This window comes from Stutzerimonas stutzeri, from assembly GCF_024448895.1.
Classification (GTDB): domain Bacteria; phylum Pseudomonadota; class Gammaproteobacteria; order Pseudomonadales; family Pseudomonadaceae; genus Stutzerimonas; species Stutzerimonas stutzeri_Q.
This window is the reverse complement of the sequence record NZ_JAMOIC010000012.1, coordinates 1-21,323: the sequence shown is the minus strand read 5'-3', so window position 1 is coordinate 21,323 and position 21,323 is coordinate 1. Positions and strand designations below refer to the sequence as shown.

21 protein-coding genes are annotated in these 21,323 nt (G+C 57.7%); 10 read left to right on the top strand and 11 right to left on the bottom strand.

The annotated features are described in order from the left end of the window. Positions 1-69: 69 nt before the first annotated feature. The 6 genes from prmA to NA619_RS14975 all read right to left on the bottom strand — a co-directional run bounded on the left by prmA (position 70) and on the right by NA619_RS14975 (position 5,756). Entirely contained in the window at positions 70-951 is an 882-nt protein-coding gene (gene prmA, locus NA619_RS15000) for a 50S ribosomal protein L11 methyltransferase (protein ID WP_255962648.1), read from the bottom strand. Positions 952-1,090: 139 nt separating this feature from the next. Continuing rightward, on the bottom strand, positions 1,091-2,440 hold the full coding sequence (gene accC, locus NA619_RS14995) for an acetyl-CoA carboxylase biotin carboxylase subunit (protein WP_255962647.1): 1,350 nt from the start codon (positions 2,438-2,440) through the stop codon (positions 1,091-1,093). A gap of 17 nt (positions 2,441-2,457) precedes the next feature. Next, the gene (accB, locus tag NA619_RS14990) at positions 2,458-2,913 is read right to left on the bottom strand and encodes an acetyl-CoA carboxylase biotin carboxyl carrier protein (protein WP_255962646.1); all 456 of its coding nucleotides are present in this window, start codon (positions 2,911-2,913) and stop codon (positions 2,458-2,460) included. A gap of 73 nt (positions 2,914-2,986) precedes the next feature. Then, on the bottom strand, positions 2,987-3,430 hold the full coding sequence (gene aroQ, locus NA619_RS14985) for a type II 3-dehydroquinate dehydratase (RefSeq protein ID WP_255962645.1): 444 nt from the start codon (positions 3,428-3,430) through the stop codon (positions 2,987-2,989). Positions 3,431-3,582: 152 nt separating this feature from the next. After that, positions 3,583-5,361, bottom strand: a complete 1,779-nt coding sequence (locus NA619_RS14980) for a protein-disulfide reductase DsbD (protein WP_255962644.1) — start codon at positions 5,359-5,361, stop codon at positions 3,583-3,585. Between the two features lie 71 nt (positions 5,362-5,432). Beyond that, on the bottom strand, positions 5,433-5,756 hold the full coding sequence (locus NA619_RS14975) for a Rieske (2Fe-2S) protein (RefSeq protein WP_255962778.1): 324 nt from the start codon (positions 5,754-5,756) through the stop codon (positions 5,433-5,435). A 211-nt stretch (positions 5,757-5,967) separates the two neighbouring features. Here NA619_RS14975 and NA619_RS14970 point away from each other — a divergent pair, with 211 nt between their 5' ends. Beyond that, positions 5,968-6,852 (top strand): ChaN family lipoprotein, encoded by an 885-nt coding sequence (locus tag NA619_RS14970; RefSeq protein WP_255962643.1) that lies wholly within the window; start codon positions 5,968-5,970, stop codon positions 6,850-6,852. A gap of 230 nt (positions 6,853-7,082) precedes the next feature. Here NA619_RS14970 and NA619_RS14965 read toward each other — a convergent pair whose 3' ends face one another. The 4 genes from NA619_RS14965 to NA619_RS14950 all read right to left on the bottom strand — a co-directional run bounded on the left by NA619_RS14965 (position 7,083) and on the right by NA619_RS14950 (position 10,737). Beyond that, the gene (locus NA619_RS14965; protein ID WP_255962642.1) at positions 7,083-7,880 is read right to left on the bottom strand and encodes a cyclic nucleotide-binding domain-containing protein; all 798 of its coding nucleotides are present in this window, start codon (positions 7,878-7,880) and stop codon (positions 7,083-7,085) included. 105 nt (positions 7,881-7,985) lie between these two features. After that, positions 7,986-8,258, bottom strand: a complete 273-nt coding sequence (locus NA619_RS14960; protein WP_255962641.1) for a TfoX/Sxy family protein — start codon at positions 8,256-8,258, stop codon at positions 7,986-7,988. 8 nt (positions 8,259-8,266) lie between these two features. Continuing rightward, positions 8,267-9,016 carry a class I SAM-dependent methyltransferase gene (locus tag NA619_RS14955; protein ID WP_255962640.1) on the bottom strand — a complete coding sequence of 250 codons (750 nt, stop codon included), beginning with the start codon at positions 9,014-9,016 and terminating at the stop codon, positions 8,267-8,269. 158 nt (positions 9,017-9,174) lie between these two features. Continuing rightward, complete coding sequence (locus NA619_RS14950) at positions 9,175-10,737, bottom strand: AAA family ATPase (RefSeq protein WP_255962639.1); 1,563 nt, start codon at positions 10,735-10,737, stop codon at positions 9,175-9,177. A 156-nt stretch (positions 10,738-10,893) separates the two neighbouring features. Here NA619_RS14950 and mrcB point away from each other — a divergent pair, with 156 nt between their 5' ends. The 3 genes from mrcB to NA619_RS14935 are packed head-to-tail and all read left to right on the top strand — an operon-like array spanning position 10,894 to position 14,316. Further along, on the top strand, positions 10,894-13,206 hold the full coding sequence (gene mrcB / locus NA619_RS14945) for a penicillin-binding protein 1B (RefSeq protein ID WP_255962638.1): 2,313 nt from the start codon (positions 10,894-10,896) through the stop codon (positions 13,204-13,206). A 52-nt stretch (positions 13,207-13,258) separates the two neighbouring features. Next, a complete protein-coding gene (locus tag NA619_RS14940) occupies positions 13,259-13,984 on the top strand; it encodes a tetratricopeptide repeat protein (protein WP_255962777.1) in 726 nt (241 codons plus the stop codon). Then, positions 13,984-14,316, top strand: a complete 333-nt coding sequence (locus NA619_RS14935) for a YqcC family protein (RefSeq protein WP_255962637.1) — start codon at positions 13,984-13,986, stop codon at positions 14,314-14,316. The genes NA619_RS14940 and NA619_RS14935 overlap by 1 nt, the downstream gene beginning before the upstream one ends. A gap of 31 nt (positions 14,317-14,347) precedes the next feature. On the opposite strand, the gene NA619_RS14930 is transcribed toward NA619_RS14935, so the two are convergent. Next, positions 14,348-14,779, bottom strand: coding sequence for a DUF4124 domain-containing protein (locus tag NA619_RS14930; RefSeq protein ID WP_255962636.1), 432 nt, complete (start codon positions 14,777-14,779; stop codon positions 14,348-14,350). A 400-nt stretch (positions 14,780-15,179) separates the two neighbouring features. Between NA619_RS14930 and NA619_RS14925 the strand changes: the two genes are divergently transcribed. From NA619_RS14925 to msrQ, 6 genes are all read left to right on the top strand, one after another. After that, a complete protein-coding gene (locus NA619_RS14925) occupies positions 15,180-16,904 on the top strand; it encodes an acetolactate synthase 3 large subunit (RefSeq protein ID WP_255962635.1) in 1,725 nt (574 codons plus the stop codon). Between the two features lie 2 nt (positions 16,905-16,906). Further along, entirely contained in the window at positions 16,907-17,398 is a 492-nt protein-coding gene (gene ilvN / locus NA619_RS14920; RefSeq protein ID WP_222909255.1) for an acetolactate synthase small subunit, read from the top strand. Positions 17,399-17,444: 46 nt separating this feature from the next. Then, positions 17,445-18,461: a ketol-acid reductoisomerase gene (gene ilvC, locus NA619_RS14915; protein ID WP_255962634.1), complete on the top strand. Its 1,017-nt coding sequence runs from the start codon at positions 17,445-17,447 to the stop codon at positions 18,459-18,461. A gap of 149 nt (positions 18,462-18,610) precedes the next feature. After that, entirely contained in the window at positions 18,611-19,444 is an 834-nt protein-coding gene (gene pssA, locus NA619_RS14910) for a CDP-diacylglycerol--serine O-phosphatidyltransferase (protein WP_255962633.1), read from the top strand. A gap of 60 nt (positions 19,445-19,504) precedes the next feature. After that, the gene (msrP, locus tag NA619_RS14905) at positions 19,505-20,515 is read left to right on the top strand and encodes a protein-methionine-sulfoxide reductase catalytic subunit MsrP (protein ID WP_255962632.1); all 1,011 of its coding nucleotides are present in this window, start codon (positions 19,505-19,507) and stop codon (positions 20,513-20,515) included. Next, the gene (gene msrQ / locus NA619_RS14900; protein WP_255962631.1) at positions 20,515-21,153 is read left to right on the top strand and encodes a protein-methionine-sulfoxide reductase heme-binding subunit MsrQ; all 639 of its coding nucleotides are present in this window, start codon (positions 20,515-20,517) and stop codon (positions 21,151-21,153) included. Before msrP ends, msrQ begins: the two co-directional genes overlap by 1 nt. Positions 21,154-21,323: the final 170 nt, after the last annotated feature.

The window sequence follows — 21,323 nt, the reverse complement described above, 5'->3', positions numbered from 1 at the left end:
TCTAGCGCAAGCGCGGCGATCAGCGGCAGTCACGAAGGCTAGGGATCGCTAGTGCTGCTCAATCGCCGTTCAGCTTCGCCGAACGCCGGTAATTCGAACCCAGCCGTCTTTCTCGGCGGTTGGGTCGAGGTCGAAGCGGTCCGCGTAGGCCGCACGGACCTCCTCGGCCTGCTCGGCCAGAATCCCCGAAAGCGCCAGGCGTCCGCCTGGCTTGACTCGCTCGATGATCTTTGGCGCCAGGGCGACTAGCGGGCCGGCGAGGATATTGGCGACCACTACGTCGGCCTGGCCATCCGGGAGCTGCTCGGGCAGATAGAGCGGGAAGCGTGCAGGCTCGATGCCATTGCGGCCAGCGTTATCTCGCGAGGCCTCGATTGCTTGAACGTCAATATCGGTCCCCGTCGCCTGTCTGGCGCCAAGGAGCAGCGCGGCGATGGCGAGAATGCCAGACCCGCAGCCGAAATCCAGCACCTCCAGGCCATTCAGCGGCTGTGCGTCCAGCCATTCCAGGCACAAAGCAGTAGTGGGGTGTGTGCCTGTGCCGAAGGCCAGACCGGGATCAAGTAGCAGATTTACCGCATTTGGCTCGGGAGCCGAATGCCAACTTGGAACGATCCACAGTCGACGGCCGAAGCGCATCGGGTGGAAGTTATCCATCCAGCTGCGTTCCCAATCCTGATCCTCGATGTGTTCCAGCTGATAGTTCGGCAGGTCGCCTTGGACCAGCAACTCCAGGTGTGCAAGGAGATCGGCCTCGTCAACGTCGCCTTCGAACAGTGCTAGCAAGTGGGTATGTGACCAAAGCGGTGTGGTGCCCAGGTCGGGCTCGAAGATTGGCTGATCCTCTGCGTCCATGAAGGTCACTGATACCGCACCGACGCCCAGCAAGGCGTCTTCAAGGGCTTCGGCCTGTTCCGGTGCGATGGCGAGACGAAGTTGTAGCCAGGACATGGGTGCCTCGTGAAAAGTGACGACCGCTCAGGCGAGCAAGGAATGCAAGCTTACTGTGCCAGAGCACGGTCTTCCAACATTGGTCGCCCCGGAAACGACGAGGGCTGCCATCGGCAGCCCTCGTTCAGTCAGCACTGAATCAGTGCTTGTCCATACCCAGTTTCTTTTCCAGGTAATGGATATTCACGCCACCCTTGCAGAAGCCTTCATCGCGAACCAGATCCCGATGTAGCGGGATATTGGTCTTGATGCCATCAACGACGATCTCGTCCAGCGCGTTGCGCATCCGCACCATGGCTTCTTCACGCGTAGCGCCATAGGTGATCAGCTTGCCAATGAGAGAGTCGTAGTTCGGCGGAACCGAGTAGCCGCTGTAAAGATGAGAGTCTACCCGTACCCCGTTACCGCCAGGTGCATGGAAATGCTTGACCTTGCCTGGGCTGGGCAAGAAGGTTGACGGATCTTCGGCGTTGATCCGGCATTCCAGCGAATGGCCGCGGATCACTACGTCTTCCTGTTTGATCGACAGCTTGTTGCCTGCTGCGATGCTCAGCATTTCCTTGACGATGTCGACACCGGTGACCATTTCCGTCACTGGATGCTCAACCTGCACGCGGGTGTTCATTTCGATGAAATAGAAGCGACCGTCCTCATAAAGGAACTCGAATGTACCCGCACCACGGTAGCCGATCTCGACGCAGGCGTCAGTGCAGCGCTTGAGGACCTCAGCGCGCGCTTTGTCATCGATGTAGGGAGCTGGCGCTTCCTCCAGAACCTTCTGATGCCGACGCTGCAGCGAGCAGTCCCGATCACCCAAGTGGATCGCGTTACCCTGACCGTCGGAAAGCACTTGGACTTCCACGTGACGCGGATTACCGAGAAACTTTTCAAGGTAGACCATCGGGTTGCCAAACGCCGCGCCAGCTTCGGTGCGGGTCAGCTTGGCCGACTTGATCAGATCTTCCTCGTGATGAACCACACGCATGCCGCGACCACCGCCACCACCGGCAGCCTTGATGATCACCGGATAGCCGACTTCACGGGCAATGCGTAGGGCTTCTGCCTCATCTTCGGGAAGCGGGCCGTCGGACCCAGGCACCACAGGAACGCCGGCCTTGATCATGGCGTCCTTGGCCGAAACCTTGTCTCCCATCAGGCGGATAGTGTCAGCCCTTGGACCCACGAAGGCGAAACCGGACTTTTCGACTTGCTCGGCGAAGTCGGCATTTTCAGCCAGGAAGCCGTAGCCCGGATGAATAGCGGTGGCACCTGTCACTTCCGCTGCGGCAATGATCGACGGGATGTGCAGGTAAGAATTGGTCGCGAGTGCCGGTCCGATGCAGACGGACTCGTCGGCGAGGGCCAAGTGCATCAATTCCCGATCGGCAGTGGAGTGAACCGCGACGGTCTTGATTCCCAGCTCCTTGCAGGCTCGCAATATCCGCAGGGCGATTTCACCGCGGTTTGCGATCAGTACTTTTTCCAACATCGCTGGCTCTCCGCGGTTCAAACGATGGTGAACAGCGGCTGGTCGTATTCGACCGGCTGACCATTCTCCACCAGGATGGATTCGATGGTGCCGCTGGTTTCGGCTTCAATGTGGTTCATCATCTTCATCGCTTCAACGATGCACAGGATGTCGCCTTTCTTGACGCTCTGCCCCACTTCGACGAAGTTCGCAGCTTCCGGTGACGAGGCACGGTAGAAAGTGCCGACCATCGGCGAGCGGACTACGGTGCCGTTGAGCTTGGGCTGCGCAGGTGCAGCATCAGCGGCCGGTGCGGCGGCGGGAGCAGCTGCAGGAGCGGGCATGGGCGCCTGAGCATAATAAGGTTGCTGCATTGCAACCTGCTTGCTGTGACGGCTGATGCGGACGGACTCTTCACCTTCGTGAATTTCAAGTTCGTCGATACCGGACTCTTCCAGCAGTTCGATCAGTTTCTTGACTTTGCGAATATCCATGAAGCGGTGACTCCCACGTAAGTTCAAAGGGATTACTGCTCATTCCAGGCGGGGCGCGTATCGCGCGGTCCTGTCAGGAAGCAGCGAGTTGTTCCAGGGCGGCCTCCAATGCCAGGCGATAGCCGCTGGCGCCAAGGCCGCAGATCACCCCTACCGCGACATCTGAAAAGTAGGAGTGATGGCGGAAAGGTTCACGCTTGTGCACGTTTGAAAGATGCACTTCGATGAATGGGATGCTCACTGCCAGCAGCGCGTCACGTAGCGCGACACTGGTATGTGTAAATGCGGCCGGATTGATCAGAATGAAGTCCACGCCTTCGCTGCGTGCCGCATGGATGCGTTCGATCAATTCGTACTCGGCGTTGGACTGCAGGTGCAACAAGTGATGGCCGGCATCACGCGCTCGCTGCTCCAGATCCTGATTGATCTGGGCCAGCGTGACTGCGCCATAGACGCCCGGCTCGCGAGTGCCGAGCAAATTGAGATTCGGGCCGTGAAGGACCAGAAACGTCGACATGAGTATTCCTTGTTGTTCTATCCGGACGGCGTCCGCAGGGCGGCCGGTCGGTGAGGGGAAAAACTATGCCCGAAGCAGGGGCTGACTGTCCAGTCATGTATTAATCGGCGTAAATGTCGACATTATGACTGGAGATTGCGACAGGGAATGATCTACAAAAATGAGTCGGCACGGTCCAGACGCTCACCGAACTGTCTTGCATCTATTTCTCCGACGACCCGGATCTCGGCCATCTCCTGGCCGGCGCGATCGAAAAACAGCACCGCGGGCGGCCCAAAAAGCTTGTAGTGATCGAGAAGCGCGCGTTGTTCGGCGTTGCTTTCAGTGATGTCGAAGCGAATCAAGCGGTAATCGGCAAGCCGAGGTGCAACAGCCGGAGCGGCAAAAACTTCACGTTCGATCACTTTGCAGCTGATGCACCAGTCGGCATACCAGTCGAGCATGAGTGGCTCGCCTGCAGCCCGAGCCGCGCTAAGTTGCCGTTCGAGCTCAGCGGGCGTGGATACCGTATGCCAGTCCTCGGCTACGCTGCTCGCATCGCCATTGACTTGAGCTGAGCGAGGCAGCGGGCGCAACGGATCGGAGCCACCCTGTAACGCGCCGACCCATGCTGCAAGCGCATAAACCAGTAATGCGAGGCCGAGTAGCTGCGCCAGTTTCTGTCGTGCCGTCTTCTGGTCGAATTCCAGCGTGCCAAGAAACAGTGCCGTGCCAGCGGCGAGCAAGCCCCACAGCGCCAGCGCCAGCGGTCCTGCCAGGACACGTTCGAGCATCCAGACGGCCACTGCTAGCAGCATGACGCCGAAAACATTGCGTACAGCGACCATCCAGGGGCCGCTTTTGGGCAGTAGCGCACCTCCGCCGACGGCGAACAGAACCAGCGGCGTACCCATCCCGAGGCCGAGTGCAAACAGCTTCAGGCCCCCGCCCAGGGCATCTCCGCTTGCGCTTATATAGAGCAGTGCGCCTGCAAGCGGCGCTGAAACGCAGGGGGACACAAGCAGGCTGGAAACGGTGCCCAGCAGTGCCGCGCCCATGAACGAACCGCCTTTGGCCCTGCCAGCAATGCGTTCCAGGCGATAGCCCATTGCTTGAGGCAGTCGCAGTTCGAACAGGCCGAACATAGCCATGGCGAAGGCAACGAAAAACAAGGCGAAAGGCACTAGCACCCACGGAGACTGAAGACGTGCCTGCAGATTCAACTCAGCGCCAAATACGCCCATGAGCGCGCCCAGCAAGGCGAAGCCGCCAGCCATCGGTAGCACATAGGCAAGCGACAGCAGGAAACTGCGCGTACCGCCAATCTGCCCGCGAAGCACGACGCCTGACAGAATTGGCAGCATGGGCAAAACGCAGGGAGTGAATGTCAGGCCCAGCCCAGCAAGGAAGAAGAGGGCAACTGAACGCCAAGAGAGCGAGCTGTTTTCTCCAGCCGCGCTCTGGGGGGAAGTTGCAGTAGCTGCGGAGGCCGGTGCGCCGCCGATATCGAATGTTTCGGTTTCAGGTGGATAGCAGAGGCCCTTGTCGGCACAGCCCTGGTAGGTGACCTGCAGTGTGAAGGGCTGAGCGTCTGGATTCTGTACCGGCAGTTCGACGTCGAGGATGCCGTAATAGACCTCCACTTCGCCGAAGTAGTCGTCGGTCTTCTGTTCGCCTGCAGGGAGCTTGGCCTCTGCGAGTACCACATCGGCGCCGCTGGTTTTGAACTGGAAGCGGTGACGGTAGAGGTAGTACCCCTCCGCAGCGACGAATCGCAGTGTGACCTGCTCCGGCGTCGTATCCATTACGGCCAGGCGAAACGCCTCACGGACCGGCAGAAAGTCAGCAGAATTGTTCAATCCGCCTAGCGCAGAGCTGGGACGGCTGTCGAACAACCCCGCGGCAGCGGGAAGGGTAAAGAGCAGAATTAGCAGACTCAGCAAACGGCGCATGGTCATCTCACAAATAGCAGTGGCCGCATGATACCCAAGGAGGCAAATCGTCGCCCGGTCGCAACGTCGCACTAATCGAGCTTTTGCAACCAGATGATGCCGTCGCGCTCTATGCTCGGCAGCTCTTGTAGAAAGTCGCCAGCGCAGGGGCCGGCGACGCATTCACCGCTTTCGATAAGAAATAGCGCGCCGTGTGTTGCGCATTGGATAAGACAGCCGCTGCTGTCGAGAAATTGATCCGGCAACCACTCCAGCGCAATGCCCCGGTGCGGGCACCGATTCAGATAGACGTACAGCTTGCCATCTTTGCGTACTGTCAGTATTTGCGTCCCGCCTGATTCAAATCCCTTGCTCTGGCCTTCACCCACCTCGTTTGAGTTGCACAATCGAATCATCTGACCTTCCTCAATCCAGGTGCGGTTTCCTAGCGCCACAGATGGCTGCGACATTATTTACTTCACTCAAGCCCGTTGCTCGCCTTTGCAAGGGCACCCAGCGCCCTTGTAGCTAGGCACTGTCACCTGTTTCGATTGCGGGCCTACTGTGTTGATCCATCAGGCCCTCAGGCGGATCATCATGCGCTCAAGGTAGGTCGAGGAGCTTCTGGTGCGATTACTCATGTTCATTATCACGATCCTGCTCGCCGCTTGTCATTCGACGCCGCCGTTACCGCCCTGGCAGAGCCCGGATGGGCGAGATCACGCTGATCTGGGATCGATCGTCGATTTACGAAGCGGTGAGCGAATTCCGGTTAAACACCTTGTCGATGATTTGGCTGATGCTGACCGGCTACTCATTGGTGAGCGTCACGACAACCCGGATCATCATGCCCTGCAGTTATGGCTGCTCCAGGCGCTGGCGCAGCGCCGTGAGCAAGGGAGTTTGCTGATGGAGATGCTCAATCCTGATCAGCAGATGCAGGTGCAGCAGGTTCAGATGTCAATCAAAGGTGGGCGCTGGCCAAGCGATTTGCCCGCTGATCTGGAATGGCAAAAGGGGTGGGTGTGGGAGCTCTACAGGCCAGTGGTTGAGTACGCGCTGGCGCAACCGTATTCATTGCTGTCGGCGAATCTTGACCGCGATGAAATCATGAGCATCTATCGAAGCGTTCCCGAATTGAAAGGTGCGGCGGCCAGGACTGCCGTCCAGGAGCCGTTGATGGAACAGATTCGGATATCTCACTGCGGCATGCTTCCCGAGGCGCAATTACCGGCCATGCTGGCTGTGCAACAGCAGCGTGATCGTAGAATGGCTGAGCAACTGGATGCCGCACTCAAGCCTGCGGTCTTGCTCGCCGGCGCGTTTCATGTCCGGCGTGATCTAGGTGTGCCTCTGCATTTGGCGAACAGAGGCCGTGAGGCGGGCACCAAGATACTGATACTCGCTGAAGTCGGTGAGATGCTACAGGCGTCGCAGGCCGATTATGTGTGGTTTACCCCTGCCCAACACCAGCAAGACCATTGCGCCGCGTTTCGCGAGCAGAGCAAATGAGGTTGCGCCAACAGAGTGTCGGATGACTTTTTCATGGGCAAAAAAAGACCCGGCAAGAGCCGGGTCAAAACCGTGATTAGCCTGATGAGGAGATAACCTGAAAGTCCGACTGCCTGGTCTTCCAGCTTACCAACTGATCTCGCGACCAGTGGTGCTAATAATAACAATTCTCATTCGTTAGTCAACGGCTGATTTGAAAAAAGATCCAGACTGGTTTTAACGGCTTTAGCTCACGCGGAAAGGGGTAGCCGGAGCTTGGTCACTTCCTTGTTCAACAGGTCGATACGTCGAGCCATGCTTTCGATCAGGCTGTGAGCGATCTTCGGATTACTTTGCATCAGGCCGAGGAATTGATCTTTGGGAATCAGCATGACGGTACAGGGCGCCGTGGCGACGACAGTGGCGCTCCGCTTCTCCTGGGTGAACACGGCCATGGCGCCGAAAATCTCGTCACGCTGAACATCGCCGACCTTTTGGCCGTCTACGAGCGCTTCGGCATGGCCTTCGATAATGATGAACACGTTGTCAGCATCGTCGCCCTGACGGATGAGCTCATCGCCAGCCGCAAAATGCTGGAAGCCCGTGGTTGGGTGGATCTCGGGTTGTTTGATCCGCGCCAATGCGTCGGAGAGCAGCGCAGTCTGGCCAATCAAATACTGGGTGAAGAGTTCCTGCTTGCGCGGATCCGCATGGATATGCTGAAACACCATGCTTCTGGAGTATGGAACCACGCGAATTGACTCATCGCTGCGATAGCGGCACAGCGGCAGCTCGATTCCCTGGCGCAACCCCAGGAGATCCCCTTCCTGCATATAGAAAAGAGGCCGGTCATCAACCAACGCGTGCAGCAGCCCGCTCTCGATGATGAACAGGTGCTGCTCGGGCAGATCCTCCGCCAGATCGTCGGAGCCCTTCAGTTCGATAGGTGCCGCCGAAGGTGCAAGGCCTTCTAGCAATTGCGCGGGGATACCCTGCAGGCGATTGATCAATTGCTCGGCATAGGCCGGTTGTTCCCCGAGTAAATACATGACTGCAATCCTTGGACAAGCAGGCTCACAAAGGTGGAGCGATGCGCGTGCTCACATTAAGGCTGCGCTCGGCTGGAGTAAATCTCGCCGATCGGAGGTTGTGAGCTAGCTCTTGTCTCGATAGTCGCAACCTGCCAAGTGCTGGTTGAGCTCGGTCTTCAGGGTGTCAGGAAGCTCCTTCCAATTGATGTCGCGCAGTGCGCCTTCTATCGCATACAGCAGGACGCGCGACGCACTGAACCCTCGTGACTTTACGGCTTGATAAGCGCTTACCGCGCCGAGCCGCCTAAGGTCGTCGGCCGTATGGATGCCCGATGCGTGCAGCCATTGCGCGGATGTCTTGCCGAGATTTCTCAACGTCAGCAGCTCGTCGTTCATGATTGCTCCTAACGGCCGGGATAACCGGCAATGAAGTGAAGCGGCCAGCGAACCAGTCGGCCATGCTCCGGATTGCCCCACAGCTCTGAGAGCTCAGCTGCGATCTGATTCAGCGGATCCCGGGCATGTATTTGATGCCAGCGCTTCACCGCAGACCATGTACGAAAGTAGCCCATCAACTGACCAAGGTCCCATTGGGCTTCAATAGCGAACGCGGGGAGCTCGATCGTCTGGAACGGAGGCTTGATGTCGAGATAACCCATGTCGACGCTGGCACGGCCTGAAGGCCAGTAGCCGGCAAGGACATCGCCATGCAGACGATCGATCAGAGCGTCAATCTCAGGGTCGATACGGAGCAAGCTGTAGCACCAGGCGCAGAACAGGCCATCAGGCTTGAGGACTCTTTTCGTTTCGCTGAAGAAGTCCGGGGTGGCGAACCAGTGCAACGCCTGCGCTACAACCATCAGATCGGCGACTTCACCGCGTAGCGGCAGCTTGTCCGCCATTGCGGCGAATCGCTGCACGGTTGCCCAGTCCGAGCCACCTGATAATTGGTCTGGGCTAGCGTCGCATGCCACCACCAACTCGAACCGCGTCGATAAAGGAAGACTCGCCTGGCCGGTTCCAGCACCGACATCAAGCACGCAGCGCGTCGCCGAACAGTGTTCAGCTAACCACTCGAATAGACCGTCCGGATAGGTTGGGCGGAACTGAGCGTAATCGTCAGAGCGAATCGAGAAGAGGGCACTCACGCTCATGGCGTGTGGCCGACAGTAAGAAACGGCAGAACGAGGCGTGGCATGGTCGATTTCCGCTGACAGACCATTCCAAGTATAGAAGCACCTCCGAGTTCTGCTCTCGACGGTGTCCGAATAGCGCCACCTCCGCCTCTATTTGGGGACGTGGTGGCGCTCCATCAGAGCCCCGGAAGGCGCTGGCGAATCGCGCTTACCAGGCCGTCGAGGCTGTCTGCGTCAGGTGTAGCTATCTGTCGGTTGAGCAACTTTTCGCTGTCGCTGAGTGGCTCGCGCGATCGTTGTTGAGCCTTTATCACTTCCATTGTTGCGTCGGAAGGGTCGCCGCCACTTGCCTGACGTTGGGCTAGCCACTGCTCGATCACGGCTTCAGGGGCTTCACAGCTGAGGATAATGAAGGGAACGCCGGTCGACTCAGCGACTTGCCACGCAGCTTGGCGATAATGGTGCTTGAGGTATGTTGCGTCGATTACTACGGAGAAACCAGCGCCGAGCGCGGTCATGGCGATCGCATGCAACCGCTGGTATGTGGTCTCGCCTGCTTCAGCGCTGTAGATGCCCGCATCGACCTCGCTGGAGAGCGTTGCGGATTGTTCGCCGTGGAGCCGCTTGCGTTCGACATCCGAGCGAAGGCGAATGGCGCCCAGTGCTTCTACCAGGCGCAGGGCTACCTGGCTCTTGCCGACCGCCGATACGCCGTGAGTTATTGCAAGAAAGCGGGACGGAATTGCACTGTAGCTTTCGGCCAGATTGGCATAACTGCGGTACTGGCGAAGGATGACCCGGCGCTGTACGGCATCTTCTTCCTGGTGCAGCCGGAACAGGCTGACCTTGGCGCGGACCAAAGCCCGATAGGCCTTGTATAGATTGAGCAGTTCGAGCGAGGAGTAGTCGCCAGTACGCTCGAGCCAGCCGTTGATGAAGCGTCGGGCCTGACACTTCAGGCCGCGATCTTCAAGGTCCATCGCCACAAATGCAGCATCAGATGCGATGTCGATCAGGCGGAAGGGCTCGTTGAATTCGATGCAATCGAACAGCACCACCTTGTCTTCGATAATGGTGGCGTTCCCCAGATGCAGATCGCCATGGCACTCGCGAATGAACCCTTGCTGGCTGCGTTGTTCGAGCAGGGGGTGAAGGCGAGCAATGCTGGTTTCGGTCCAGTCGATCAAGGCATCGAGTTGCTGCAGGTCCGCTTGCTCGGTGAGCAGAGGCTGAATCTGTTCGAAGTTCTGCCGCATCGGCGCGACTATCGCTTCAGCGCTGTTCAAGGCGTGACCGGCGGGAACCTGTGGGATGCTCAGATGAAATTGCGCGATCTGCTCGGCGAGGGCGTCGATATGTGCGTCAGTCAGTTCGCCGCGCGCCTGCACTTCGGCCATAAGCTGAGTCTGCGGGAATTCGCGCATCTGCAGCAGGTATTCGATCGCCTCCCCCTGACCATCAATCTTAGGCGCTTCGACACTGCCGGTCACAGGGAGAACCTTGAGGTACAGGTCCGGCGCCATGCGTTGATTCAACCGCAGCTCTTCCTCGCAGAAATGCTTTCGAGCCGACAGATCAGTGAAGTCGAGAAAGCCGAAATTCACAGGCTTCTTCATTTTGTACGCGTGGGTGCCGGTTAGGATGACCCAGGAGATGTGGGTCTCGATGATCCTGAATCCGTCGACCGGGTGGGGGTATAGGGCCGGATTCTGCAGTGCGGCGATCAGTGCTTGGCTCACGGTCTTTCCTTGTGGATTTTGTTGGACGGGTGTGTGAGCACTTCGGGAGGCAGTTCACACAGTCAGAAAGCGCACCATTATGTCCATCCATGGTAGGCCTGCAAACCGCCAAGAGGCCGTCTTCGGCGCAAATCAAAGTGCGTATAATGCGCCGCCATGACTAAATCACGCTCCCCTCGCTCCCGCTCCAAACGCCGTACCGGTGGCTCTCGCCCCTGGTTAGGTTGGGTTATCAAACTCTCCATTGTCGCGCTCGTGCTTCTCGCTGGCGTGGCGATTTATCTCGATGCGCTGGTGCAGGAAAAATTCTCCGGCAAGCGCTGGACGATTCCCGCGACTGTCTACGCGCGCCCGCTTGAGCTGTTCTCCGGGCAGAAGCTCGATAAGGACGACTTCCTGACTGAGCTCGATGCGCTCGGATATCGGCGCGAAAAAAGCGTCAGCGGCCCTGGGAGCATGTCCGTCGCTGCCAACGTCGTGGAAATGCACACCCGTGGTTTTCGCTTTTATGAGGGCGCCGAAGAGTCGCAGCGCATTCGGGTGCGCTTCTCCGGAGACTTCGTTGCCGGTCTGACGCGTTCAAATGGTGAAGCGCTACCTGTAGCGCGGCTTGAGCCTGTGACTATCGGCGGGCTTTACCCGGCCCATAACGAAGATCGCATTCTGATCAAGCTAGACCAGGCTCCGCCTTATCTGGTCGAAACGTTGGTCGCTGTTGAAGATCGAGAATTTTTTAACCACTTCGGTGTGTCCCCCAAGTCCATTGCCCGGGCGGTCTGGGTAAACCTTACGGCTGGCGCGGTACGGCAGGGCGGAAGCACGCTCACGCAGCAGTTGGTGAAGAATTTCTACTTGACCAACGAGCGCAGCCTCACTCGCAAGGCCACTGAAGCGATGATGGCGGTGCTGCTCGAACTGCACTATGGCAAGACCGAAATCCTCGAGGCCTATCTCAATGAGGTATTTCTAGGTCAGGACGGTCGCCGCGCTATTCACGGATTCGGGCTGGCGAGCCAGTATTTCTTTGGTCGGCCACTCGTCGAACTCGATGTCCAGCACGTTGCGCTGCTGGTCGGTATGGTGAAAGGCCCCACGTATTACAACCCCAGGCGCAATCCGGAGCGGGCGCTGGAACGGCGTAACCTCGTGCTGGATCTTCTGGCCGAACAGCAAGTGCTGACTCCCGAGCAGGCAGACGCCGCCAAGAAGACGCCGCTTGGTGTGACGCCTCGGGGTAGCCTTGCCGACAGCTCCTATCCTGCGTTTCTCGATCTGGTCAAACGGCAGTTGCGCGAGGAATATCGTGACGAAGATCTGACCGAAGAGGGCCTCCGGGTTTTCACAAGCTTCGATCCGATCCTGCAGCGTAAGGCTGAAACGGCCATGACCGAGACGTTGAAGCGCCTCGGCAAAGCGGCGGAGGGAGTGGAGGGCGCTATGCTGGTCACGAACCCCGAAACCGGTGAGCTACAGGCCATGCTTGGCAGTCGTCAGCCTGGATTCGCTGGGTTCAATCGCGCGTTGGACGCTTCCCGTCCTATCGGCTCGCTGATCAAACCGGCTATCTACCTTGCCGCGCTGGAAAAGCCCAGCCAGTACACCCTTACCAGTCTTCTGGAGGACGAGCCATTCTCCGTCAAGGGCGCGGACGGTCAGGTGTGGAGGCCGCACAATTACGGGCGAACGGCTCACGGTACCGTCTACCTGTATCAGGCACTGGCCAACTCGTACAACCTTTCTACAGCACGCCTGGGTCTCGACCTCGGTGTGCCTCATGTATTGAAAACCCTCGAGCGGCTGGGCGCATCGCCTCAGTGGCCGGCATACCCGTCGATGTTGCTAGGCGCAGGTGGGTTGCGGCCGATTGAGGTCGCCGGTATGTATCAAACGCTTGCCAATGGCGGCTTCAATACGCCGCTGCGTGGTATCAGGAGCGTCGTCGCGGCCGATGGTGAGCCGCTTAGCCGCTATCCGTTCAAGATCGAGCAGCGTTTCGATGGTGGTGCGATTTATCTGACCCAGTACGCGATGCAGCGTGCCATGCTCGAAGGCACCGGACGTTCGGCCTACAACTTCGTGCCGAAGTCATTAGCTCTGGCGGGTAAGACCGGAACGACCAACGACTCGCGGGATAGCTGGTTCGCCGGATTCAGCCAGGATCTGCTGGCCGTAGTCTGGTTGGGGCGTGACGACAACGGCAAGACATCGCTCACCGGCGCGACCGGGGCGCTCCAGGTATGGGGCGACTTCATGCGCCGTGCCGATCCGCTCCCGCTGCAGGCGACATTGCCTGAGAACGTCGAGATGGTTTGGGTTGACTCGCAGACCGGCGAAGGAACATCGGACAACTGTCCAAACGCGGTGCAGATTCCGTACATTCGCGGCAGTGAACCTGCGCTTGGTCCTGGCTGCGGTATTCCGGCGCCGGCTGAATCGGTGATGGATTGGGTTCGTGGCTGGTTGCCTTGATGCGCCAGCTCAATGGAATTTCTATGAGGTTCGAGTAGTGAGCAAGCAATGGATGATTGTCCTGGCAGCAGTACTGTTGGTGCAGGGCTGTGCGACCGTCAAGCGTGGGGCGATACCTGTCGTCGATTCGGGGGCGCCTGTTTCAGAAGAGGTATCGACGCGACAAGCTGCACGTTCTGGCGGATCGCCAGCTGCGCCGGTGCAGTCCGCCGGTGAAGATTCTGGCGTCATGGTCATGGTGCCGCAGCAGCGTTCGGAGCCGTTGCAGACCTTCGCTGCACCTGATGCCGGGTTCAGTGGGTCTTCCGTGCCGGCGCCGGCAGAAAGTGAACAATGGAGTGCTCCGGTTCCTGGGCCTGCTCAGAGTTCCGCACCTGCTCCAGCACCAGCTCCGCGCCAATCGATGCCGAGTGGAATTCCGTCCAGTTCGGGCACCCTATCTGCCGATGAGCGCCTTGATGGCCCGGTTCTGGCGTTACTGACTACAGCTCAACAGCAGCAGGGTGGTGGCGATCTCAACGGTGCAGCATCGAGTCTTGAGCGCGCCCAGCGTATCGCTCCGCGGGAACCTCAGGTGCTTTACCGTCTCGCTCAGGTGCGCCTTGCTCAAGGTGATGCAGTACAGGCTGAGCAGCTTTCCCGTCGAGGCTTGAGCTATGCCGGCGACCGGCCCGCTTTGCAGGCGAGCTTGTGGGAGCTGATCGCTCAGGCGCGTGAACGTCAGGGCAATGCCGCGGGGGCTGCGCAGGCCCGCGAACGAGCAAAGGTCACGATGTGATGGACCATCGATCATCTGCGCTGGCTGATCAGTTGTTGCTCATAGAGCGCGAGCTTCGGGTTCAAGGGTTATGGGCTGCATCACCGCCGGATGCTCGCTCGTTGTCCAGCCAGGAGCCCTTCTGCGTTGATACGTTGGCTTTCGAAGAATGGTTGCAGTGGATATTTTTGCCCCGGATGAAGCTCATACTCGAGCGGGATGAAGCGCTGCCTACCGTTTCTGGCATTTTGGCGATGGCTGAAATGGTCTATCAAGGCAGGCTGGGGCAAGTGTCCGGCCTGCTGAGCGCGCTCAAAGCATTCGACGATTTGATTCTTGGAGGCGAGAGCTGATTTGCAGGCCGTGAAGAGGGCGTAGGCCGGATCAATCGCAGGTATCACCAATTTTCTTTTGGGTTTCGCTGATTCGTGCCTGGCGTTCTTCTTCATTGAGTCTTCGCATTTCGCCTTCTTCCTCAACCCGAACTCGTGGATTGTTCTGTAGTTGCGCCAAGTTGGTTCGCAACGTGGTGCAGTAGCGCTGTCGCTCAGCTTGTTGCTCTGCCACCTGCTTCTTCACCTTCTGGTCTATTGCGCGCTGTTCGGATTCACCCGTCAGTGCTGCTCCAACAGGCGCGGTCTCGACAGGCTTTGGCGGTGGGGTTGCAGTATTCAGTGTCTGCGCAGCCTGGCCTTGCGGTGGTTGCGCACCAAAGTGAGTGACACCCTGCGCATCCACCCATTTGTATACCTGGCCGGCCATGGCACTGCTGCTCAGTGCAAGCAACAAGCTGCCAGCGAGAATCGTTAAACGCATGCTAATCCCTTCTGTGGGGCGGAACCAAGGCGGTACTATACGCAAAAGACCAGCAAGGCCATTCTGCGCTGGATCACAGCTCAAAGAGCTGGAACTCCGTCGCTGGGCTTGACTTGGCTGTGCCTAATCCGAACAATTCCATGCTTGCTGTTCTGAGGGGCCGCCGCAAGCGAGCCTTTCGATCAATCATGAGGTGCACACCCGCGCCGACTTGCAACACCCGCAACGCGTTACCTCGCGCTGGGAGGGGCGCCCCGCAACACTTTGGGGCATTCCTAATACTTGCTTTGACAGAGCTGACGTAGTCGGCGACCACCGTCGCTCATGCGCTGCTTGGCAGTAAACCTATTTCTGGCCGGTCCAACGCGGGGCGGCTACTGGCGTTCTAGAGGTGAACAACGTGGAACTTTTATCCGGCGCTGAAATGGTCGTCCGCTTTTTGCGTGATGAAGGCGTTAAGTACATCTACGGCTACCCCGGTGGGGCCCTGCTGCACATCTACGATGCACTGTTCAAGGAAAAGGAAGTTACGCACATCCTCGTCCGTCACGAGCAGGCTGCTACCCACATGGCCGACGGTTACGCCCGTGCCACCGGCAAGGCCGGCGTGGTGCTGGTGACCTCAGGCCCGGGCGCGACCAATGCTATTACCGGCATCGCAACTGCCTATATGGATTCGATCCCTATGGTAGTGATCTCCGGTCAGGTTGCCAGCAACATGGTGGGCACCGACGCCTTCCAGGAGACCGACATGATCGGTATCTCCCGGCCCATCGTTAAGCACAGCTTCATGATCAAGCATCCTTCGGAAATCCCCGAAGTGATGAAAAAAGCGTTCTATCTGGCTCAGTCCGGCCGTCCCGGCCCGGTTGTCGTCGACATTCCGAAAGACATGACCAACCCAGCCGAAAAGTTCGAGTACGTCTACCCGAAGAAGGCCAAGCTGCGCTCGTACAGCCCGGCTGTACGTGGTCATTCTGGCCAGATTCGCAAGGCTGCCGAGTTGCTGCTGGCGGCTAAGCGGCCAATCATCTACGCCGGTGGCGGCGTGATAATGGGCGGTGCTTCATCGCAGCTCACCGAGTTGGCGAAGATGCTCAATCTTCCGGTAACGAACACCCTGATGGGCCTTGGCTGCTATCCGGGCAGCGACCGTCAGTTCGTCGGCATGCTAGGTATGCACGGCAGTTACACGGCCAACCTGGCCATGCATCATTCCGATGTGATTCTTGCTGTAGGCGCGCGTTTCGATGATCGAGTAATCAACGGCGCGACCAAGTTCTGCCCGAACGCCAAGATCATCCACATTGACATTGATCCGGCCTCCATTTCCAAAACGATCAAGGCCGACATTCCAATTGTCGGGCCCGTCGACAGCGTTCTCACCGAGATGGTCGCGATCGTCAAGGAGATTGGCCAGACGCCGAACGCCGATACCGTTGCCAGCTGGTGGAAGCAGATCGAGGAGTGGCGCGGCAGTCGCGGCCTGTTCCCGTATGACAAGGGCGACGGCACCATCATCAAACCGCAGGCGGTCATCGAGATGCTGTGCGAAGTGACCAGGGGTGAGGCTTATGTGGCTTCGGACGTTGGCCAGCATCAGATGTTCGCAGCTCAGTATTATCGGTTCGACAAGCCCAACCGCTGGCTCAACTCAGGCGGTCTCGGCACGATGGGCTTCGGCTTTCCTGGTGCCATGGGCGCAAAGCTCAACTTTCCTGAATCCGATGTCGCCTGCGTGACCGGTGAAGGCAGTATTCAGATGAACATTCAGGAGCTGTCGACCTGCCTGCAATACGACCTTCCAGTGAAAATCATCAACCTCAACAACGGTGCGCTGGGCATGGTCCGCCAGTGGCAGGACATGATGTACGACAGTCGCTATTCGCACTCATACATGGAATCCCTGCCTGACTTCGTCAAACTGGTTGAGGCATATGGCCACGTCGGTATGCGCATCACCGAGCTGAAAGACCTCAGGCCGAAACTTGAGGAGGCCTTTGCCTTGAAGGACCGTCTGGTATTCATGGATATCGCGGTCGACACCAGCGAGCACGTCTACCCGATGCAGATCAAAGATGGCGCCATGCGTGACATGTGGCTCAGCAAGACGGAGCGGACCTGACTATGAGGCACATCATTTCTCTGCTGATGGAAAACGAGCCCGGCGCTTTGTCTCGTGTGGTCGGGCTGTTCTCGCAGCGGAACTACAACATTGAAAGCCTGACTGTGGCGCCGACGGAAGACCCAACCCTGTCGCGCCTGACTCTGACCACCGTTGGCCACGAAGAGGTGATCGAGCAGATTACCAAGAACCTCAACAAACTGATCGAAGTGGTTAAGCTGGTTGATCTGTCTGAAAGCGCTCACATCGAGCGCGAGCTGATGCTGATCAAAGTGAAGGCCACCGGCGCCCAGCGCGCTGAAGTGAAGCGCACCACCGACATATTCCGTGGGCAGATCGTTGATGTTACGCCCAACGTGTACACCATCCAGCTTGCAGGTACGACCGACAAGCTGGACAGCTTCATCCAGGCTGTCGGTACCACATCGATTCTGGAAGTGGTGCGCAGCGGCGTTACGGGTATCTCCCGCGGCGACAAAGTTCTCAGCATCTGACACGATTTAATGAATGGCCCGAACGGCCAGTAACTGGGGTAATTCCATGAAAGTTTTCTACGATAAAGATTGCGACCTCTCCATCATCCAGGGCAAGAAAGTCGCAATCATTGGTTATGGCTCCCAAGGCCATGCCCATGCATGCAACCTCAAAGACTCCGGAGTTGATGTCACTGTCGGGCTGCGTGCTGGCTCCCCATCGGTTGCGAAAGCTGAAGCCCATGGTCTCAAGGTTGATAATGTTGCCGCGGCTGTTTCCGCTGCTGATATCGTGATGATCCTGACGCCCGATGAATTCCAGGGTCATTTGTACCGCGATGAGATCGAACCGAACCTGAAGAAAGGCGCAACCCTTGCCTTCGCGCATGGCTTTTCGATCCATTACAATCAAGTCGTTCCGCGTGCCGACCTGGACGTCATCATGATCGCCCCAAAGGCGCCGGGTCACACTGTTCGCTCTGAGTTCGTCAAAGGTGGCGGTATTCCTGACCTTATTGCGATCTATCAGGATGCGTCCGGCAACGCCAAGAATGTTGCGCTGTCGTACGCCTCGGGCGTCGGTGGCGGTCGCACTGGTATCATCGAGACCACTTTCAAGGACGAAACTGAAACCGATCTGTTCGGCGAGCAGGCAGTTCTGTGTGGCGGTTGCGTCGAGCTGGTCAAGGCAGGTTTCGAGACGCTGGTCGAGGCTGGTTATGCCCCTGAAATGGCTTACTTCGAATGCCTTCACGAGCTCAAGCTGATCGTCGACCTGATGTTCGAAGGCGGCATCGCCAACATGAACTACTCGATCTCCAATAATGCGGAGTACGGCGAGTACGTAACGGGGCCAGAGGTTATCAACGCCGAGTCTCGGGCAGCGATGCGCAATGCGCTCAAGCGCATTCAGGACGGCGAATACGCGAAGATGTTCATCACCGAGGGTGCTGCGAACTATCCGTCGATGACTGCATATCGTCGTAACAACGCCGCTCATGGGATTGAAGTCGTGGGTGAAAAGCTGCGCTCCATGATGCCGTGGATTGCTGCCAACAAGATCGTCGACAAGAGCAAAAACTGATACCAGGTTGTTGCTAGAAGAACGCGGCCTAGGCCGCGTTCTTTCGTTTTAGACACATGTCTCTGTTATAAATTGATGCCTGTCGGCAGGGGTGAACGTGCTGCTTCAGTGCCTGTCGAAATTATTCAAACCTGCTGTAGGTGAATTGCATGAGTGAGAATCCCGAAGAGCCGAACAAGCCCATTGAGCCAGAAAGTATTCTGCCGATCGACGAGCACATCGAAGAAAGCCAGGACGCGGAAGGTCGCAAAGTTCGGCACCGAGGCGTCTATCTGCTCCCGAATCTATTCACTACCGCTAATCTGTTTGCCGGCTTTTTTTGTATCGTCACTGCCATCAATGGCAATTTCTACGTAGCTGCCGCGACCGTTTTCGTTGCGATGGTCCTCGATAGCCTGGATGGCCGTGTGGCACGGCTCACCAACACGCAAAGTGCGTTCGGCGCTGAATACGATTCCCTGTCCGATATGGTGGCTTTTGGTTTGGCTCCGGCAGTTTTGGCCTATCAATGGGCGCTGTCTAGCCTGGGTAACGTCGGTTTGACGGTGGCATTTATCTACGTTGCCTGTGCTGCGCTGCGGCTTGCACGCTTCAATACGCAAATTGGCAAGGTGGACAAAAAATGGTTCATTGGGCTGGCGAGCCCCGCAGCGGCGGGTGTGGTAGCCGGTTCAGTCTGGGCGGTTTGGGCTCTGGATGAGCCGGGAATCTACGGCTACGATCTTCCGCTGGCAGTGATCATGCTGTTCGCTCTGCTCGTTGCCGCTGCTGGTTTGCTGATGGTCAGCAACATCAAGTACTACAGCTTCAAAGATCTGGATCTCAAGGGGCGAGTACCTTTCGTGGCGATCTTGGTTGTTGTTCTGGTCTTCGCGGTGGTGTTCAGTGACCCGCCACGTATTTTGCTCTTGATCTTCCTCGCCTATGCGGTCTCAGGACCAGTCCAGTTTCTGATGCGCCGCCGCAAACGCGCCGAAAGTTGATTTTTGTGCTGATCCGCTGTCTAGTGCTAGTTCTCGCGAGCCAAGACAGCGGAGCAGCTCATGTTGATCAAGACGCCACGTCGCAGTGATTGCCTTGAGTCTGAGGTAACGCCGGAAGCCATTTATCTAAATCGCAGAAGGTTTATGCAGGGGGCCGCGTTGTCCACTGCAGCATTCGGCTTGCCTGCAATGGCGCAGGCCGAAGCCGGTATCTACCCTGGTGTCGATGCGGCAGATGGTCCCGCATGGTTAGGCAAAATGCTGTCACAGGCTCGCTGGGGTGCGGTCACAGTAGAGGGCGAAGACGTTACGCCTTATGCCGATGCGACCCATTACAACAACTTCTACGAATTCGGGCCCGATAAGGGCGATCCTGCGCGCAATGCCCATAAGCTGACTACTGAGCCCTGGGTTGTTACCGTCGACGGCGAAGTAGGCAAGCCGGGCCAGTATTCGCTTGAAGACCTCGTCTCAGAGTCGATGCTCGAAGAGCGCATTTATCGACTGCGATGTGTCGAAGCCTGGTCGATGGTCATCCCGTGGTTAGGTGTCCCGCTAGCAGGTCTGATTAGTCGCCTGCAACCTACGTCTAGCGCTAAATTTGTCCGTTTCGAAACGTTATCCCGCCCTGATGAAATGGCTGGAATGCGTACCGGTTTCTCGCTGATCGATTGGCCGTACGTGGAGGCACTCAGGATCGATGAGGCGATGCATCCTCTAAGTCTGATGGCTGTCGGCATGTATGGACGCGTTCTGCCGAACCAGAACGGTGCGCCGCTGCGATTGGTCGTGCCATGGAAATACGGCTTTAAGAGCATCAAGTCCATCGTCAGGATCAGCTTCCTCCAAGAGCAGCCTGCCACAACGTGGGAAACTATGGCTCCCCAGGAATATGGGTTCTATGCCAACGTTAACCCGAAGGTTTCCCATCCGCGTTGGTCTCAGGCGCGTGAGCGCCGGTTGCCCGGCAGCCTATTCAGTCCCAACGTTCGCGAAACCCTCATGTTCAATGGCTATGAGGAAGAGGTTTCGACCTTGTATGCAGGGATGGATCTAAGTAAGGACTATTAATGCGTCATCCCGTGCTGAGGTTTGTACTCTTCATCTGCGCGGCAAGCGTGCCGGCCTATTGGTTGTACTTAGGTGTGATCGATGCGCTAGGGCCTGACCCTGGCAAGGTGTTAGTCGATAACTTGGGTCAGGGTGCGCTGGTCCTGCTACTCGGATCGTTGGCCATGACTCCTCTGCAGAAGCTGACAGGGTGGGCAGGGTGGATTGCGTTCCGTCGACAGCTGGGGCTCTGGTCATTTGCGTACGCAGTAATTCATCTCTGCGGGTATCTGTATTTCCTCTTAGGCCTGGATTTCGGCAGCTTCACAACAGAACTGATTGATCGCCCGTATATAGCGGTCGGTGCAGTTGCTTTTTTAGGCCTGCTAGCGCTTGCCATAACGTCTACTCGGTGGAGCATGCGAAAGCTGGGTAAGCGCTGGAAGAAGCTTCACCGCATCATTTACCCAACGTTGATTGTGGTTCTGATTCATATGCTTTGGGTTGTCCGTTCCGATGCGGGCCGCTGGAGTCTATACACAACGATTGCCGTGATTCTGCTATCTATTCGTTTGCCAGCAGTGCAGAAACGGCTGGTGATGCTTCAGGCTGGTTGGCGCGGCAAAACTTTATCCGCTAAAACTGAAAACAAGCGTTGACGTGAGAATTCCAGTGCCTATAATGCGCACCTTCTCCGGCGCAGGCTTTGAGCAAAACCTCTTGGAAATCAAGAAGTTAGCGAAATTTAAGGCTTGCACAGAAGGCGAATTCGAGTAGAATACGCCGGGCTGACAGGGTGGTGGTTTCGCACTGTTGGTGGCTTCGGTCA

Bases quoted from the DNA above. Each gene is read 5' to 3' on its own strand.
- prmA (WP_255962648.1), bottom strand. From the start codon at position 951: ATGTCCTGGCTACAACTTCGTCTCGCCATCGCACCGGAACAGGCCGAA.
- accC (WP_255962647.1), bottom strand. From the start codon at position 2,440: ATGTTGGAAAAAGTACTGATCGCAAACCGCGGTGAAATCGCCCTGCGG.
- accB (WP_255962646.1), bottom strand. From the start codon at position 2,913: ATGGATATTCGCAAAGTCAAGAAACTGATCGAACTGCTGGAAGAGTCC.
- aroQ (WP_255962645.1), bottom strand. From the start codon at position 3,430: ATGTCGACGTTTCTGGTCCTTCACGGCCCGAATCTCAATTTGCTCGGC.
- NA619_RS14980 (WP_255962644.1), bottom strand. From the start codon at position 5,361: ATGCGCCGTTTGCTGAGTCTGCTAATTCTGCTCTTTACCCTTCCCGCT.
- NA619_RS14975 (WP_255962778.1), bottom strand. From the start codon at position 5,756: ATGATTCGATTGTGCAACTCAAACGAGGTGGGTGAAGGCCAGAGCAAG.
- NA619_RS14965 (WP_255962642.1), bottom strand. From the start codon at position 7,880: ATGTATTTACTCGGGGAACAACCGGCCTATGCCGAGCAATTGATCAAT.
- NA619_RS14960 (WP_255962641.1), bottom strand. From the start codon at position 8,258: ATGAACGACGAGCTGCTGACGTTGAGAAATCTCGGCAAGACATCCGCG.
- NA619_RS14955 (WP_255962640.1), bottom strand. From the start codon at position 9,016: ATGAGCGTGAGTGCCCTCTTCTCGATTCGCTCTGACGATTACGCTCAG.
- mrcB (WP_255962638.1), top strand. From the start codon at position 10,894: ATGACTAAATCACGCTCCCCTCGCTCCCGCTCCAAACGCCGTACCGGT.
- NA619_RS14940 (WP_255962777.1), top strand. From the start codon at position 13,259: ATGATTGTCCTGGCAGCAGTACTGTTGGTGCAGGGCTGTGCGACCGTC.
- NA619_RS14935 (WP_255962637.1), top strand. From the start codon at position 13,984: ATGGACCATCGATCATCTGCGCTGGCTGATCAGTTGTTGCTCATAGAG.
- NA619_RS14930 (WP_255962636.1), bottom strand. From the start codon at position 14,779: ATGCGTTTAACGATTCTCGCTGGCAGCTTGTTGCTTGCACTGAGCAGC.
- ilvN (WP_222909255.1), top strand. From the start codon at position 16,907: ATGAGGCACATCATTTCTCTGCTGATGGAAAACGAGCCCGGCGCTTTG.
- ilvC (WP_255962634.1), top strand. From the start codon at position 17,445: ATGAAAGTTTTCTACGATAAAGATTGCGACCTCTCCATCATCCAGGGC.
- pssA (WP_255962633.1), top strand. From the start codon at position 18,611: ATGAGTGAGAATCCCGAAGAGCCGAACAAGCCCATTGAGCCAGAAAGT.
- msrP (WP_255962632.1), top strand. From the start codon at position 19,505: ATGTTGATCAAGACGCCACGTCGCAGTGATTGCCTTGAGTCTGAGGTA.
- msrQ (WP_255962631.1), top strand. From the start codon at position 20,515: ATGCGTCATCCCGTGCTGAGGTTTGTACTCTTCATCTGCGCGGCAAGC.